We start from the raw sequence: 15469 nt of genomic DNA on the forward strand, positions 1-15469 counted from the left end.
TCCTGTTCAATACAGAATTCAATCCTTCATGATAGCTTAGTTAAATTTGTCTAACTTTTTGGGGTCAGATCATGATGTTTATTGCCTTTAATTTTAAAAATATTATTTGTTATTTACTTGAAGTAATCCTAATATTTATACATTAAACTGTAACACTTCCACTTCTTTGAGTGAGAGATAACAGCACGATCCTTGACGAGGTACCTTTTGAGGATATAAGTTCAACTAAGATTCAGCTTGAGATCAAACCACACCTGAATCTTAGTTGTTTAACTTGATAAAGTTATTTTGAAACTCTTTTTAATGTTTCCTTATTACAGCTGCCTAAAAAGAGCGGGACATTTTCAATATCAACATCACTAGTATCAAGTCCAAACCATTTTGTCGGAGAAACAGTAAATCTTTTTATAAACAACTTAGCTCTGTATATGAAGGATTCCCAAAAATTCAATTCTGTTTCATATGAAAGCTGTTCTACAATTAAAGAGAAACGAAAATCGCCAACTTTTCTATCGGGCATAATAGTATAGTTTCTAGATTGAATATTTATTTCTCCACTTTTAACTAATTCAGTAGAAATCTGACGTAAATACATATTTAATCTCTGTTCCATTCTAAAACCAAGCCTTAATTGAACTTTTACTATATAAAATGTTCCAAAGGTTTCCACTTCATATTCCGCATCATAAGGATTATCAGTAACAACAATATTAACAAACCAATACACATCTGCTTTCTTAGGTCTTTTATCTAAGATAGAGTACATTATATTTCTTTCAATTTTCTCTGCATACTCTGAATTAGTTAAATATACAAGATTTGTTGCGTATTTAGGTCTATCAGTATCTTTTCGCAAGAGATTTAGCTGTGCTTTATAATCTTCAATTTTTACATACTGTAATAAGCGAATTTTAGTATAGTGACCTTGGATCCATATATACATAACAGATAAGAACGTTAAAGCAATTAAAACTGCTACATATCCACCATGCATAAACTTAACAGCATTTGCAATAAAGAAAGAAACTTCAAATGTACCAAAGAAAACTAACATACTAATGGCAATGGGAGATGAAATCTTTTGTTTTAATAAATAGTTAAATAGTAGAATGGTTGTCATCAGCATAGTGACAGTAATTGATAATCCATAGGCACCTTCCATATTTTCAGAACTTCTAAAGTATAGAATAAGTCCAATACAAACAATCCATAAAAGTTTATTAATTGAAGGGATATACAATTGTCCTTTATATCTAGATGGATACATTATATGTAATCTAGGAAATAAATTTAATTTAATCGCTTCAGAAACAAGAGTAAACGATCCTGAAATTAATGCTTGAGAAGCAATAATTGTAGCCAAAGTTGAAATTATTATACTACAAATCAAAAAGCTATGTGGGACCATTTGAAAAAATGGATTTAAGCCTTCTACATTTGAATACATTGGGTTTCTTCTAGCAGATAAAACCCAAGCTCCTTGACCAAAATAATTTAATAATAAGCAGATTTTAACAAAAGGCCAAGATGCATAAATATTTTTCCTTCCAGCATGCCCAAGGTCCGAATACAATGCTTCCGCACCTGTGGTTGCTAAAAATACGCTGCCCAGAATAAAGAATCCTAATTTATTTTCATTGCTAAGAAGAATCTTTATTGCATAGTATGGAGACAATGCACGTAATAGTGTCCAATCATGAGAAATTTGCATAATTCCTAAAATTGCCAACATCGAAAACCACACAAGCATTACTGGTCCAAACATTTTTCCGATTAAATCAGTTCCAAAATGTTGAATAAAAAAAAGTATACTTAATATTACTATTACAATGGTAATAATAATATCTTGATTACTACCAAAAAGAGCGTTAAAACTTGGAATAAGCTCTAATCCTTCAACCGCCGAAGTTACAGATACAACAGGGGTCAACATCCCATCAGCAAGTAAGGCCGAACCACCAACCATGGCTGGAATAATAAGCCACTTTGCACGATTACGAACCAGAGTAAAAAGAGAGAAAATTCCCCCCTCACCTTTATTATCCGCCTTTAATGTAACAAAAACATATTTTATTGTTGTTAAAATAGTTATCGTCCAAAAAATTAATGATAAAGATCCAAGAATAAAATTTTCAGATATATTTTCCAAACCACCATTACCTTGAACAATTGATTTCATTACATAAAGAGGTGAAGTTCCAATATCTCCATAAACTACGCCTAACGCAACTAAGATTCCTCCTAGACTTAATTTACTGACATCATTATGTTTTATAGTTGATTTCATATTAATCATCCTTTGCAATAAATATAAATATATTATGTCTTGTTCTAAATATAATTTCAATGCTTTTTCTAACTTTCAGATTTCCACCATTAAATCTCGTCATACTAAGCAAGTTTTCTACTAAGTCTTATAAGCCACTCAGTGTCATCATAAATACCTTGAAGGAGCTCTCCTTTAGTTTCTTCTGATATAATTTAAAGGAATATAATATCCTTTTGCTCCATAAAAAGTGTTAGTACCTGCACCAGATTCTTTATCATTTACAAATATCCAATACGCAGCAGCTTCTTCATCCTCATTTAATAAACTTCTATCTTTTCCCCCTTTAATTACTGTATAAATAAATGAAGTTGATAGCTTATTTTCTTGTGCCAAGTAGCAGATAACTGTTTTTTCTAGTAACCTAGATAAGTATTTTATACCTATCCCTATAACCTCTGATGTGCCTGTTGCACTTAATAATTTTCTGCTTACTCTATATAAAATTTGAGTTGTATTTTCCCTTGCTAAAGAATTTTCTGCTTCTCTTCTTATCTTATTTGTAAGTGTACCTATTGTAAAAGCTACTATCAGCATTATCGGAAATGTAACCAAATAGCTTTTATCATAAAATTGTAATGAATATCTAGGTTTTGTAAACAGATAATTAAATAAAATCACGCTAATTGTAGAACATATAAATCCTAAAATATACCATCTGGTTTTAATATTTACAATAATAACTCCTAAAATAAAAATCATAATAACATTAGCTTAGCCATAGCCTAACTTATCAATAAATAATGTAGCCAACGCAGAAATTAACATTATTAGGCTTGATATTAAAATTTCTTTTAACGATATAATAAATTTGGTCTTATTCTTTTTTATATGATTTTCATTTCTTCTAATTGCTATTGAATTTGGTATAACATATACATCTATATACGAATTGAATTCCATAATTTTATCAACTATATCTCTTGCATAAAAACGAAAAAATGCATTTGGCTTTTTGAGATTTTTACCTATAAGGTTCAATATATCCAATTACTATGTCGTGCCCTAATTTTTTCATATTATGAGCTTCCATAAGCATAGCATAACTTTTTCCGAAGCCAGCTGCATACCCAAAAAATATCTTGAGTTTTCCTCTTGAAGACTCTTTTTCTTCTTCCTTTATTTGATTTAAAAGATAATCTGGATTTTATTTTTTATCAATATCTACTTAAATCACTCCTAACTTTCACTTAATTTTACCCTATACCTACAAAATTATATAGATATATATAAAATAAAGCTAGTATTATTCTATTTTTGAATATACGCACTCTTTTCCTTCTTGTATATAATCATAAAATACTATATTACTTCCTTTAACTTTCCCTTTTAAACTTTCAACATTTAAATAATTTCGTTTATTTTTATCAAAAATTATTTCTATTTCATTATCGCTTATTGTATATCGACCATAGGTGTAAAATACATCTTTATAAAAATTATTTATAACCTTGCATTTTCCAGTTGAATTAAGTTCTAAAATAGTATTATTTGAAGTTATGTATTTGCCACTATAAGGATTACTACTCCTCCCCATCATAACAATACTAATAATTGCAAAAAATAAAAATATAGAAACTATTTTTTTCATTGTATCCTCCTTACTCCTAGAAATAATGATATAACGGAAAAAAATCAAAATTAGTAAGTGTATAAGCATAAAATCTAAAATTGTTTTCATCTTGTCAGAATTCAATCTTAAATATAAATAATACTATTTAAGGTATAAAGATTGGATTAAAATTCTTATATTCGTATAAAGATTATATAAAGATTGTAGTGTTTTATGAATAAAAAAATATAACAGTCAACTTATACTCGTAACTGCTATATTTTATTTAAGTGCATATTCAAAAAATATATAAAATAAACTGTATTCTTCAAAATATAGTGTTTCTTTTGAATATCTATGATGCTACTTACATCTTCTTAATAATTTTTATTAAAATTCAGTTTAACAATATACTTCCCGGCAAATTTAATATTTCTTCAATTCAGAAAGTCTTGGAAAAAGTATATTGTTTTCTAAATGTATATGCTGAAATATATCTGATTCCATTTCTTCAAGTTTAGCATAAGTTAATTTATAAGTATTGCATCCATCCGATGGAGCTTTATAATCATTAGTCACTTTTCTTAATTCTTTAAGTATATCACCTGCTCCAGTGTGCTCGTCTTGCAATTGATTGATTATATTTATTGCCTTATCTAAATCCACTTCAATGTTGCTTCTTAAATACTCCTTAATTGCTGGATATTGAATTGTTTCTTCTTCTATTAAATGAGCTTCCAATTCCATTTTTACAGTATGAAATAACTTGTGTACTTTTGAAAGTTCAGAATGATTTCCTCCATGTACTCTCAATATTTTAGTTGTTAATTCACTTATTTTAGGAAGATTCTCATAAAGATATCCATGATGGACATCTACAATATGATCAACTAATTCATCAAAAGGTGCTTCTACCCAATTTTTATTATTTGTGTAAAGCTTATTTTGTAATTTTTCATATGAAACATTTATTTTTTCTAGTATTTCTGCTTCATTAACTCCTTGCTCATTAATTGCTGTAATTAACGGTCTATCTCCCCCACAACAAAAGTCAATTTTATATTCTTTAAATATATCTGCAGCTTTTGGAAACTTGGTTACTATCTCTCCAATTTTTTGATTACTATTAAATGTATTCATTCTTATTCCTCCTCAAGTTCTATCTTATGAATTAATTATATTATTAATAAGAAAATACATCTTTGATTTAAATCACATTTTAATATTTTTCGATAATTATTTATCTATACCTTTTTGAGAACACTTACCACAATTCATTTATTCGGTTTTTGATACTCTATCAAATGGACATAAGATAAAAAATTACCCTCCTCCGATAAAAAACCGAGAGAGGGTATAGTATTTCTCATTTAGGCTATCTTTGCTACCGTCTTAACTTGGTGAAGGTGAAGCCTGACCTTTAAAATTCACAATAAGTTAACATCTATTAACATTTACCACTACCATCTATAGAGCAACTATTTACAACCTTCTTAGGCTTTTCTATATCCAAATGATCAAATATGTCTAACGTTTTTGTTCCATCTTCTAAAATAAAAAATGGGATACCTATTTTACCCTCTTTAACAATATTAGTAAACATTTTATCATTATCACGATAAGATAAAAATTCCTTTAATATTTTAGTACTCTCAGTAATATTTTTATAATCTAATTCTATATCTTTATGTTTTTCTAAAATAACTTTTGCTTCAACACAATCTGGACAAATTGCTGCCCCATACATTGTTAGTTTCATGTTATTTTCCTCCCTTTTTTTAAGTATTTAATATGCTTATTTTTATAATTATGCTTTTTGTATTAATCTAACGAACAAATATCAAGCCTATTTATGCTTCTATTACTACCAAAAAATATGAATAGAGCGACAAGTAATGTACTCTTCAGCAATATTTTTGTTCATAATCAATTCCTAACCTCTTTATTATAGCAAATATACCATTACTAAATTCAATTATTGTCAATTTTAATTTACTATATTACTTATCTTATTATTTCCACCTAAATACCATAATTATTTTGTAAATTGGCTTATTATACGTCACCCGCTTTACTTAATACAATAATTCTTACAGAAACATTTGATTGAGTGAATTATAAAACTTTTTAAACCCTTTTTACATCTCTTAACCTAGAATTTTCTTTTATAATACTTTCTATAATTTCACAAAATAACTACTAGAAAAGCTAACTAAATTGATTTAATAATTTGCCTTTGATATACTATTATAAAAAACTAGGAGGATATATATGTTTGAAGAAGATAACTATGAAGAGAATGTAAAGTTATTTGAAAAAGTGATTTCTACACAAGCAGAAGAATTATTATCTAATGAAGAGTTAGCTGTTATCTATATTGGTCGTGCAACATGCCCATTCTGCCGTAAATTTGCTAAAAAATTAAGTGCCTTGACTAATAAAATTAGCACAACAATTTACTATGTAGATAGTTCTAATTTTTCAGATAATTTAATTGACTCATTTAGAGAAAAATATAATATTGTAACTGTACCAGGATTTATTGTTAGTAAAAATAGAGAAATAGAAGTTCGTTGCGATTCTTCAATTACAGAAAACGAAATATTGGACCTGTTAAAATAAATAATCAACGAATTTAATTATTATAAACTAAAGATACGCTAATTATAATAATACAAAAAGGGTGATAGTGCTTTTCTATGCTAATCATAAAAATTTTAGCACCTTTAATATTTTTAAAGTTAGCAGTAAAATATCCTAGTAAGGCATAAATAAGCTTTACTAGGATATTTTAATATGTCTAATGTCTCAAATTCGTATTATTAACCTAAGGAGAATATGAATAGTGTAAAGTTTAATTATTAAGATTTATATAAATTACAAAGTGCTAAAACAGAAAAAATAATTAAGAACCGATTTATTAAACACATAAGAATTGCTTGCTTTATGTACAATTTTCTTTGATTATATTAATCCTTTATGCATGAATAATATAGATACATTTAATAAATAGTCGGTACCATTCCTCCATCCATGCGAATTGGAGAACCTTTAAATGCTCCTGCATAAGGACTGCATACAAATGTAGTTAATCTACCTATTTCACTTGGTCTAATAAAACACTGTATTTCAGATTGAGGTAAATTTGCAGCCATAAATTTTTTCTCCTTTTCTTCAAAAGTCATATTTGTTTCAGAATATACACCATCAACTATTTCATATACATTTTCAGAAAGTGTTGGTCCTGGCATAATTGTATTAACTGTAACTTCTTTTCCTATGGTTAATTTAGATAAACTCTTTGATAGTGATAATAACATTGATTTTGTCATGCAATATTGTGGCATTTGTCCAGAAGGCATAATTGCTTCTTCACTTGCAATAAAAATAATACGACCATAATTATTTTTTAACATTTTAGGTAAATACAATTTACATAATCCGTTTGCAGCAAGAACATTAGTTTTAAAATATTTTTCCCATATTTCATCTTCAACATCATTGTATTCCATAATTTCATAGATACCCATATTATTAACTAAAATATCAATGCTAGAATATTTCTCAAATAAAGCTTCTCTTTGTTTAACATTTACAATATCTGCTGTAGCATTTTGAGGAGAAGTAGTTGGAAATTTTGATTTAATTTCATTTACAATCTGTTCAACTTCTTCATAATTTCGTCCATTAATTAGTACATTAACACCTTCCTTAGCAAGTTCCATAGCAATTGCTTTACCTATACCTTTTGTTGATCCCGTAACTAAAGCCGTTTTATTGCTTAATCCCATATCCATGATACATTTCTCCTTTTAAATTATTTATTAAGATTTTAAAAAGTTAATGCAAATAAATACTCTTATTCTTTTGTAATTTTTATTAGATTAACTTTTTTATAATATAGTGTTAGACATTTTACTTTTCAGACAAAGTGAATTTATCTAATTTTTACCTACATGCTCAGCACGCCAATTTGAAGGAGTATTACCTTCCCAAAGTCGAAAAGCGCGGTAGAATGAATTTTTGTCTTCATATCCAATCATAAAGGCTACTTCTTTAATGTCGAGAGATAAGTCTGCCAAATACTCTATTGCCTGCTCATGCCTCACTTGTGTTAATACATTCTTAAAGCTCGTACCTTCGTCAATAAGACGGCGCTGCAATGTACGATTGCTCATCCCCAACTCACTAGCGACGGTCTGAATATCTGGACATCCTCCTGTTAGGCTACGTTTTACAATCCACTTGACCATCTCAGTAATTGAATAGCTTCGTTGTCGCTCATCCAGTGATTGTTCAAGTACTGGAGTCAGAACCTCTAGCAACTCTGCATTGTATGAAACAAATGGGCGGTCCAAATCTTCTCGATGTAACGTCAAGCGATTACAATTTGCACCGGTCTGAACTCGGCAGCCAAAGTAAGCTTCAAGCACTTGTACATTACCCATAGAATCAGAGAATTCTACCAATTTAGCCCTTAAAGGTTGAGCTGTCCCTCTACGACCTAGCTCCAGAAGAAATGCCAAAGTAATACCAACTAAAATCGGTGGACCAGGCTGTTCAACATACAACCATTCCAATTCTATTGTACACTCATCACCTTTCTCGGTAATGCGTAAACCTTCAGGAGGGCACATTTGTTTATATCGAGCCATTCGCTTTAACGCATCACGATAATCGCGAGCGTGATAAGTCGCTAAGACTGTGGGCGGATAATGGGTTGTTTCAAATACGGTCGCAAGCTTAATAATTCCTTTAGCAGTATCATCAATGATATCTGAATAAGCTTTCCAGATTGCAAAATATTGAGTGGTTGTTACAAAAGGGTCAGTAATAATTGTAAGCGGTAGTCGTGCTTTTCTAACTACATGCTTAGCATCAATCCCTAATTGATATAAACTTTCCCAAAATCCTGCCGTGATTTTAATACGGGCATGAGATGTCATGTATATAAACCTCCTTTAAATGCTTACATATTCACTAATTTAGTTATAATTACATTTTGCCTTGCTAGTTCAACATTTATTACATTATACCTATTAAATATGACTATGTAACTAGCAGAATACGACAAGTTACTTGCTAATTGCGCCAAACAATATTGCTCGCAGATACAATTAACATTATTATTACCTTACTTATAAATTGAAATATCCCTATCATATAGTGAGTACAGATATCACTTAACTCTTTCTAAGAAGTGATGCGATATATATAATTAACGATACTTTAATATTATTATTTCAAAGTAGATTATTCTTAATATCATTGTTAACATTAGTAGTGATCCTTATAGAAAAAACCTAAAAAAAATAGTAGCCTAGATCAAATTAATATGCTACTAATTTTTTTATTAAAAAATCTTAGTGATATTAGTTCCCTAAGCAACTAGAATTATATACTATAGTAAAAAACATATTGCAGTATGTTTTCACTACTTTTATTTTGCTGCTATTTAATTATATTATTTAAAATAAAACGTACCTAAGAAATACCTCTTACCATAATATTGAAGATAGAAACCAAGAAAAAAAGGCTCCTTTCAGCAAATCTACAGTGTTATTAGTTTTTCGAAAAACTATTAAAACTAATTTCTATCTTTATTGATAAATCCTTCAGTTAATATGAGTTTTGAATTCAATTTGTTTTTCAACATCTTTTTTAATATGATCTCAGTTTTATTTAAATTTTCTTTTTGCTCTTCTACTTCCTTTATCTTTTCCTGCAAGAGTTCGATCTTTGTATCAATTGAAATTATATTATCATTACTTTTTTGTATCTCTTTGATCTCTCTTAAAGAAAAACCCACAGAATGGACTGTTTTTATCATCAATAAATAATCAATTATATCTACAGAATAACTCCTATAGTTATTTGCGTTCCTGCTAACATATTTTTCAGGAATCAATCCTTCCTTTTCATAAAATCTAATAGTCGATATAGACAACCCAGTTTTTTTTGACACTTCATTTATTTTCATAAAATACCTCACTAATTTCCCTTGACTATAAACCTTACTTCATAGTTTATACTATATTTAAACACTTTACTAGTTAATATAATAAAGAAATGGGGAATATTATCATGCAAAATATTAATAAAAAAACACGAGCCGTTGTATTAGGTGGTGGCGGAGTAACCGGAATTGCTTGGGAGATCGGAATAATTGCGGCATTGTTACAAGAGAGAATTAATTTAGCAGACGCAGATGTTATAATCGGAACATCTGCTGGTTCGTTTGTTGGATCCGCATTAGCAAGTGGCTACAATATGAGAAAACTTTATGAGTCTCAACTCATCCAAAATGCATCTGAAGTAAATGTATCTGTTACCTCTGAACTTATGATGTTATGGACCCAAGCTTTTCAATATGGTAAAGATAATAAAAAAGAAATTGGAAAGATGTTTGGAGATATTGCAAAAAAATATCCTACAAAAGTATCAATAGAAGAACGTGAATTAATTGTTGAATCAAGGCTCACCACAACTATCTGGCCTTCAAAGTTAAAGGTCACTGCAATAGATGCAAAAACCGGCAATCTCCATGTACTCGATAAAAATTCAGGAACAACGCTAATAAATGCAGTAAACGCAAGTGGTGCAGTTCCAGGACTCTGGCCATTAGTAAACTTTAATGAAATAGACTGGATTGATGGGGGAATGGTTTCGAGTACAAATGCACATTTGGCAGCTTCTTATGATAAAGTTGTAATTTTATCGCCTATGCCCCAAAAATATGGTCTAGTTCCAAGCGTTGAAGAAGATGTTGCTGAAATGCAAAAAAGCTCATCTGTTTCCCTTATTGTACCTAATAAAGATAGTATTTTAGCAATAGGAAAAAATCCTTATGACCCAACTCATACTACAGCATCTGCAAAGGCTGGATTTAATCAAGGAATAAAAGAAGCAGAAGCTATTTATGAAGTATGGTCATAATTAAAATTAAGATTGTATAATATATATTTCATTATACATGTTGCAAAAATAATTCTTCATCATAATTCTAAAAATATTGCACAAATTTTAGCCCTAATTGTGAAATGTGAATTGTGAATTGCAACATATATAAATAAAACTGCCTCAAAATACAGTTTTGAAGCAGTTTTATTATATGTTAATAACTTTTTTTATACTTTAAAGTTATAATTTTCACTTTAATACTTTTAATTTATTAACTAAGTTGTTGTTCTAATTGTTCTAGATCACTTATGACCATATTTATAACTTCTATTTTAGACTTAGCATAATCATTCTTAGGAAGCCATTTCAACCCACATTCTAAGCATTCCTTTGTACTCTTATATTCTTGTAATAATTGTGTTATATTTTCTATCATACCCTTAACATCCCTCTCTTTATTCAATCTCTAAATTATAATTTTCTTATTTTGTAAAATAAATTACTTTATTTATATTATTACCACCTCCGTATAAAATATAATAAATTTTTAACTTTATATTTATATACGTTTATTATAGCATATATTACATTTAAAGCTTATATTTTTTCTAAAAATTTTACCATTATCAAAATAATCTACCAAAAAACATCCTATAATTGTAATATATATATAACCGATTTAAGAATTCTATTTATTAGATTGACATATTTACAAAGTTGCTAAAACTTTAGGTGCATATCTTCACTAGAAATCATAAATATATTTGTGGATACAACCTGCTGCTTAGAACCTTCAACGATATTTTCATAGCTTTTTAGAATCAAAATATTTATGATTTCGGTAAGTTATCACTTAAATTTAATTTTAAATTTTACCATTTAATTTAAAATTAATGTTTTCAAAATAATACATATCATTTTCAACTTTTAGTAATTCCCAAAATAATTTATGCTTCCTTGCTTCAGTATTAAATTCATCTTTAATACTTTTATTATTTTTCTTAATGTTATTTATGATTGTATTAATATTGTTTCTTCTCCAATTATTATAATCAAACTCCATCTCTGAAAGCACTTTAGTAGTCGATGAAAATTCTATACTTGGCCCATTTAAATCTCTTTCAAGATTTCTTATAGTATATGAGTTTTGCCCTGGATCTAAAATTATGAAATATCCATAATCAAAAGTGCTTCTAATAAGTCTGCCATATATTTGCTTAGCTTTAATACATACCTGCGGATAATTCACATCCTGATACCCCTTCTTCTGGTATGTAGTAATTGCTCTTAAAATAGGATATTCTGGACTATAGTTAGGAATTTTATCTAACATAACACAGCTTAATGCGTCTCCAGGTACATCTATCCCCTCAAAAAAGCCCTTGCTTCCAAGTATTATAACTTGCCTATTTTTATCATTTAGAGCTCTTACTGATTTTTTACTCATGTGTACTTCTATTTTTGTTCCTCTAGTAAGCAGTTCAAGCTCTTCACTCACAGCAGTTCTCCTTGCATTATTATTGAATAAAACAAGAATATGACCATTTATTTTTAATGCAGTATTATAAATAAATTTGGAAACATTTTTTATATATGATGGTTCATCATACCTCCCAACATCTTTTAAAGCAAAGATTTTAGTCCTTTTCTTTAAATCAAAAGTTGGTGGAATTATAAACTCCTTTGCTTTTTCCTGTCCTAAATGCTTTTTTATTTTATTAAAAGAATTTTCTATTCTCAATGTTGCCGATAAGAACGTCGTACTTTTAACGTCTTTTAACATATGTTCATTAACCATTTCTCCTACATTTAAAGGAACATTTTTAAGTATGAATGATTTATATTCTGAGTCTACTTCTAATATTTTTGCATAGAACACTGAGCTTTCTAAAAACTTATCTAAAACATCAAATGCACTTTTAAGCTTTGCTATATAATCGGATAAATTCTTGTGGTCAATATCCCCATCTATTTCGTCATCTAAAGTTATATTATAAATATAGTCATTTAACATCTTATATAGTGGATATATACTTTCTTTCAAAACTGATATCTCAGACCCTATGGCATTTGTTATTCCTTTTAAATCTTCTCTTGGGATGAAAAATTCAGTAGTAAAATTATATTCTCCGCTGATAAGTCTCAGGCTTCTAAAATCATTTAATAATATATTTATATTTACTATAATATCATTTGCTAAATACACAATTTTATCTTTTTCTATGGTTTCCCTATAACCAAAGCTGGCATTTAAAGTTAAAAGCATAGCTATAATACTCGGGTGACCTTTTTCTATAAGATCTAGCAATTGTATAAATTCAGCTGACGAAAATTCCTCAGCAAAAAAATCATAACACTTCTCCATTAAGTTATGACCCTCATCAATAATTATGTGGTTAATTTTTTTCTTTTCAGTATATGGCCAGCATGCTAAAAGAGAATGATTAATAACTGTGATGTTTTCCTCAGGCAGCTCATTATACCTTTTTCTCAAAAAGCAAGCCCTTGTGCATTTATCAAGCTTACATTGTTCACTATCACAATTAACTTCCCTGATGTACTTATCCAATTCTAAATGTTTTTGAACTAGATAATTTATATTTTCTATATCTCCATAATTACCGCTTTCACAAAGTCTTCTTAGAAAAAGCAATGCTAGATTCCCTTTTTCATCCATCTGAAATTCTTCACATCTATTTATTCTTTCTATGCAAAGATAATTTCCTTTCCCTTTCATAGCACCATAATCTAATTTATCATCTAATCTTAATTTTTTAAGTATAGTCGGAATATCTCTCTCAATAAGCTGATTTTGTAATTCCTTTGTGTTTGTAGATATAATAAAGCTAGCATCATCTTTTCTATTTTTCTGCTTATTTAGGTACGTTTCAATAGCAGCTATTATTACATACGCAAAAGTCTTCCCGCTTCCAGTTGGTGCCTCTATAAATATCCTCTCACCTTTTTCAAAGTTTTCTCTTATCTTTTTTGCAAATTCCTTTTGATCTTTTCTATACTGGTATCCAAAATCCCCACCATTGTTCCATATCTCTTCATTTTCAAGTAAATCTTCATATTTCAAATAATCTATAGGAATTTTCTTTAGCTTAAGTTCCTCTTCTTTGTTCTCTAGGTAATTTACATATGTATAACCTTCATCAATGAAAAAAGGAGGCTTCAATAAATGCTTAGTCCATGGCCATTTTTGTAAATACTGATATTCTTTAATAATTAGATTATGTAGAGATTTATCCTTTTTTCTGCTATTTTCTTCTCTATTCCATTGCCTTAAGAGTAGTGAATTAACTACTTTTAAGGTGTCTATTGAATCTGATAGTCCTCTATGTAATTCATCTTTATTTAAATTAGTAATTTCTTTAATTAAAGAATTTAAATTATATTCTTTTCTCCATGGTTCTAAAATTATTGCAAGTTCCATGGAATCCATTATTGTATTTTTTATTTCAGGAATATAAAAAGATAAAAATTTTCTTTCAAAATTTCCATTATGACATATTAAAGGTAAATCTTCTAAAAATTCCAGTACTTCTTGTTTTATTGAATTCAAACTTCTAGCACTTAGTAAATCTGCCTCCTTTAAATCACTGCAGAGACTGTAAATACTTATTGGCACGCGTCCTCTTGGTCTTATTAATGTATTATAAGTAGTTATAACTCCATTCTTAACTTTAACAGCTCCAATTTCTATAATTTCTGAGCATGTTTCATCAAGTCCAGTTGTTTCTATATCTAAATATATTACATTATCTAAAACACTGATTAAATCTTCTAGCATCTTTTCCCCTACTTACTCTTTTAAATACTGTTTTGCGATATTTAAAATTTTCTTAAAATCATCTTTATACTTTACAACATGCTCAAATAATTCTGCATGTGCTGGTTCTTTATATCTATGTGAAATTCTATTTCTAAGAAGTCTTGATTTTTCTAAGAAGTTAAACAACTCAGCATCAAGTACTTTTTCCTCTTTTAACACTTCCAAACTATCATTTAAAGTCATACCTATTTTATATTTTTTTAATGACTTAAGAGTTACTGATGTAAAGTCTTCTAGTATTGTATTAAAACTTACAAATAATTGTCTCAAACTAGATTTTGCAAGCTTAATCATTATTTTATTATCACTATTGTTTTCTAATATCTCAATGCACTCATCGATATCACTTATACACTCTTGAAAATCTTCAACTATCTTTATAAGTCTTTCTTGATTCATGACAACACATCCCTTCTTCTAAACCAAAAGAAATTCTCATTTTCTCTATATATTATATCAACTTCGTCTTTATACTTTTCTAAAATAACATTATTATCATTAGAATATATAATTTTACCTTCATTTAATACATTTATCTTTAAAAATATAGTTAATTCTCTACTTCTTAAATCTATAACATCAATTTCTTTACCCAAAGTTCTTTCTAAAAATAATTCAAGTTCTAATATTTTATCTAAAGGTATATTTTCTATACCTATTACTGCTATATCTATATCTGACTCTTGAGTGAAATCATCGTTGTTAAAACTTCCAAAAGTGAGCATACTTGAAATGCTATATCTTTCTAGAAGATTATTTACTTCTTCACTTTTTAGTTTGCTCATAATTTGTTTTTTTTCATCTGCCAACTTCATCTTGTTCACCCGCCAATTTACAATAATTTATGTAATAA

At 28.5% G+C, this 15469-nt stretch carries 16 protein-coding genes; 2 read left to right on the forward strand and 14 right to left on the reverse strand.

Annotated elements, in window-relative coordinates; genetic code table 11:
• Positions 1 to 283: 283 nt before the first annotated feature.
• The 7 genes from L1S46_RS22820 to L1S46_RS22850 all read right to left on the reverse strand — a co-directional run bounded on the left by L1S46_RS22820 (position 284) and on the right by L1S46_RS22850 (position 5637).
• Positions 284 to 2287, reverse strand: a complete 2004-nt coding sequence (locus L1S46_RS22820) for a KUP/HAK/KT family potassium transporter (protein WP_238901067.1) — start codon at positions 2285 to 2287, stop codon at positions 284 to 286.
• A 174-nt stretch (positions 2288 to 2461) separates the two neighbouring features.
• Positions 2462 to 3028, reverse strand: a complete 567-nt coding sequence (locus L1S46_RS22825) for a DUF4118 domain-containing protein (protein WP_238901068.1) — start codon at positions 3026 to 3028, stop codon at positions 2462 to 2464.
• Positions 3029 to 3040: 12 nt separating this feature from the next.
• A complete protein-coding gene (locus L1S46_RS22830; RefSeq protein WP_238901069.1) occupies positions 3041 to 3316 on the reverse strand; it encodes a hypothetical protein in 276 nt (91 codons plus the stop codon).
• Positions 3317 to 3345: 29 nt separating this feature from the next.
• The gene (locus L1S46_RS26580) at positions 3346 to 3477 is read right to left on the reverse strand and encodes a hypothetical protein (RefSeq protein WP_338145506.1); all 132 of its coding nucleotides are present in this window, start codon (positions 3475 to 3477) and stop codon (positions 3346 to 3348) included.
• A 95-nt stretch (positions 3478 to 3572) separates the two neighbouring features.
• A complete protein-coding gene (locus L1S46_RS22840; RefSeq protein WP_238901070.1) occupies positions 3573 to 3917 on the reverse strand; it encodes a hypothetical protein in 345 nt (114 codons plus the stop codon).
• A 387-nt stretch (positions 3918 to 4304) separates the two neighbouring features.
• Positions 4305 to 5018, reverse strand: coding sequence for an iron-sulfur cluster repair di-iron protein (ric, locus tag L1S46_RS22845; RefSeq protein ID WP_238901071.1), 714 nt, complete (start codon positions 5016 to 5018; stop codon positions 4305 to 4307).
• Positions 5019 to 5325: 307 nt separating this feature from the next.
• Positions 5326 to 5637 (reverse strand): glutaredoxin, encoded by a 312-nt coding sequence (locus L1S46_RS22850; protein WP_238901072.1) that lies wholly within the window; start codon positions 5635 to 5637, stop codon positions 5326 to 5328.
• A 512-nt stretch (positions 5638 to 6149) separates the two neighbouring features.
• Here L1S46_RS22850 and L1S46_RS22855 point away from each other — a divergent pair.
• On the forward strand, positions 6150 to 6500 hold the full coding sequence (locus L1S46_RS22855) for a thiol reductase thioredoxin (protein WP_238901073.1): 351 nt from the start codon (positions 6150 to 6152) through the stop codon (positions 6498 to 6500).
• A gap of 380 nt (positions 6501 to 6880) precedes the next feature.
• Here the strand turns inward: L1S46_RS22855 and L1S46_RS22860 are convergent, their stop codons facing one another.
• The 3 genes from L1S46_RS22860 to L1S46_RS22870 all read right to left on the reverse strand — a co-directional run bounded on the left by L1S46_RS22860 (position 6881) and on the right by L1S46_RS22870 (position 9858).
• The gene (locus L1S46_RS22860; protein ID WP_238901074.1) at positions 6881 to 7675 is read right to left on the reverse strand and encodes an SDR family NAD(P)-dependent oxidoreductase; all 795 of its coding nucleotides are present in this window, start codon (positions 7673 to 7675) and stop codon (positions 6881 to 6883) included.
• Positions 7676 to 7819: 144 nt separating this feature from the next.
• The gene (locus tag L1S46_RS22865; RefSeq protein ID WP_238901075.1) at positions 7820 to 8824 is read right to left on the reverse strand and encodes an AraC family transcriptional regulator; all 1005 of its coding nucleotides are present in this window, start codon (positions 8822 to 8824) and stop codon (positions 7820 to 7822) included.
• Between the two features lie 641 nt (positions 8825 to 9465).
• Complete coding sequence (locus L1S46_RS22870; RefSeq protein WP_238901076.1) at positions 9466 to 9858, reverse strand: MerR family transcriptional regulator; 393 nt, start codon at positions 9856 to 9858, stop codon at positions 9466 to 9468.
• A gap of 104 nt (positions 9859 to 9962) precedes the next feature.
• Between L1S46_RS22870 and L1S46_RS22875 the strand changes: the two genes are divergently transcribed.
• The gene (locus L1S46_RS22875) at positions 9963 to 10814 is read left to right on the forward strand and encodes a patatin-like phospholipase family protein (protein WP_238901077.1); all 852 of its coding nucleotides are present in this window, start codon (positions 9963 to 9965) and stop codon (positions 10812 to 10814) included.
• A gap of 235 nt (positions 10815 to 11049) precedes the next feature.
• Here the strand turns inward: L1S46_RS22875 and L1S46_RS22880 are convergent, their stop codons facing one another.
• The 4 genes from L1S46_RS22880 to L1S46_RS22895 all read right to left on the reverse strand — a co-directional run bounded on the left by L1S46_RS22880 (position 11050) and on the right by L1S46_RS22895 (position 15431).
• On the reverse strand, positions 11050 to 11214 hold the full coding sequence (locus tag L1S46_RS22880) for a hypothetical protein (protein WP_167595032.1): 165 nt from the start codon (positions 11212 to 11214) through the stop codon (positions 11050 to 11052).
• A gap of 429 nt (positions 11215 to 11643) precedes the next feature.
• Complete coding sequence (locus tag L1S46_RS22885; protein WP_238901078.1) at positions 11644 to 14574, reverse strand: helicase C-terminal domain-containing protein; 2931 nt, start codon at positions 14572 to 14574, stop codon at positions 11644 to 11646.
• Between the two features lie 12 nt (positions 14575 to 14586).
• Entirely contained in the window at positions 14587 to 15015 is a 429-nt protein-coding gene (locus L1S46_RS22890) for a HepT-like ribonuclease domain-containing protein (protein ID WP_012058245.1), read from the reverse strand.
• Positions 15012 to 15431: a nucleotidyltransferase domain-containing protein gene (locus tag L1S46_RS22895; protein WP_023976161.1), complete on the reverse strand. Its 420-nt coding sequence runs from the start codon at positions 15429 to 15431 to the stop codon at positions 15012 to 15014. Before L1S46_RS22895 ends, L1S46_RS22890 begins: the two co-directional genes overlap by 4 nt.
• Positions 15432 to 15469: the final 38 nt, after the last annotated feature.

It is taken from the genome of Clostridium sp. YIM B02500 (assembly GCF_022324665.1).
In the GTDB taxonomy this organism is placed as follows: domain Bacteria; phylum Bacillota; class Clostridia; order Clostridiales; family Clostridiaceae; genus Clostridium; species Clostridium beijerinckii.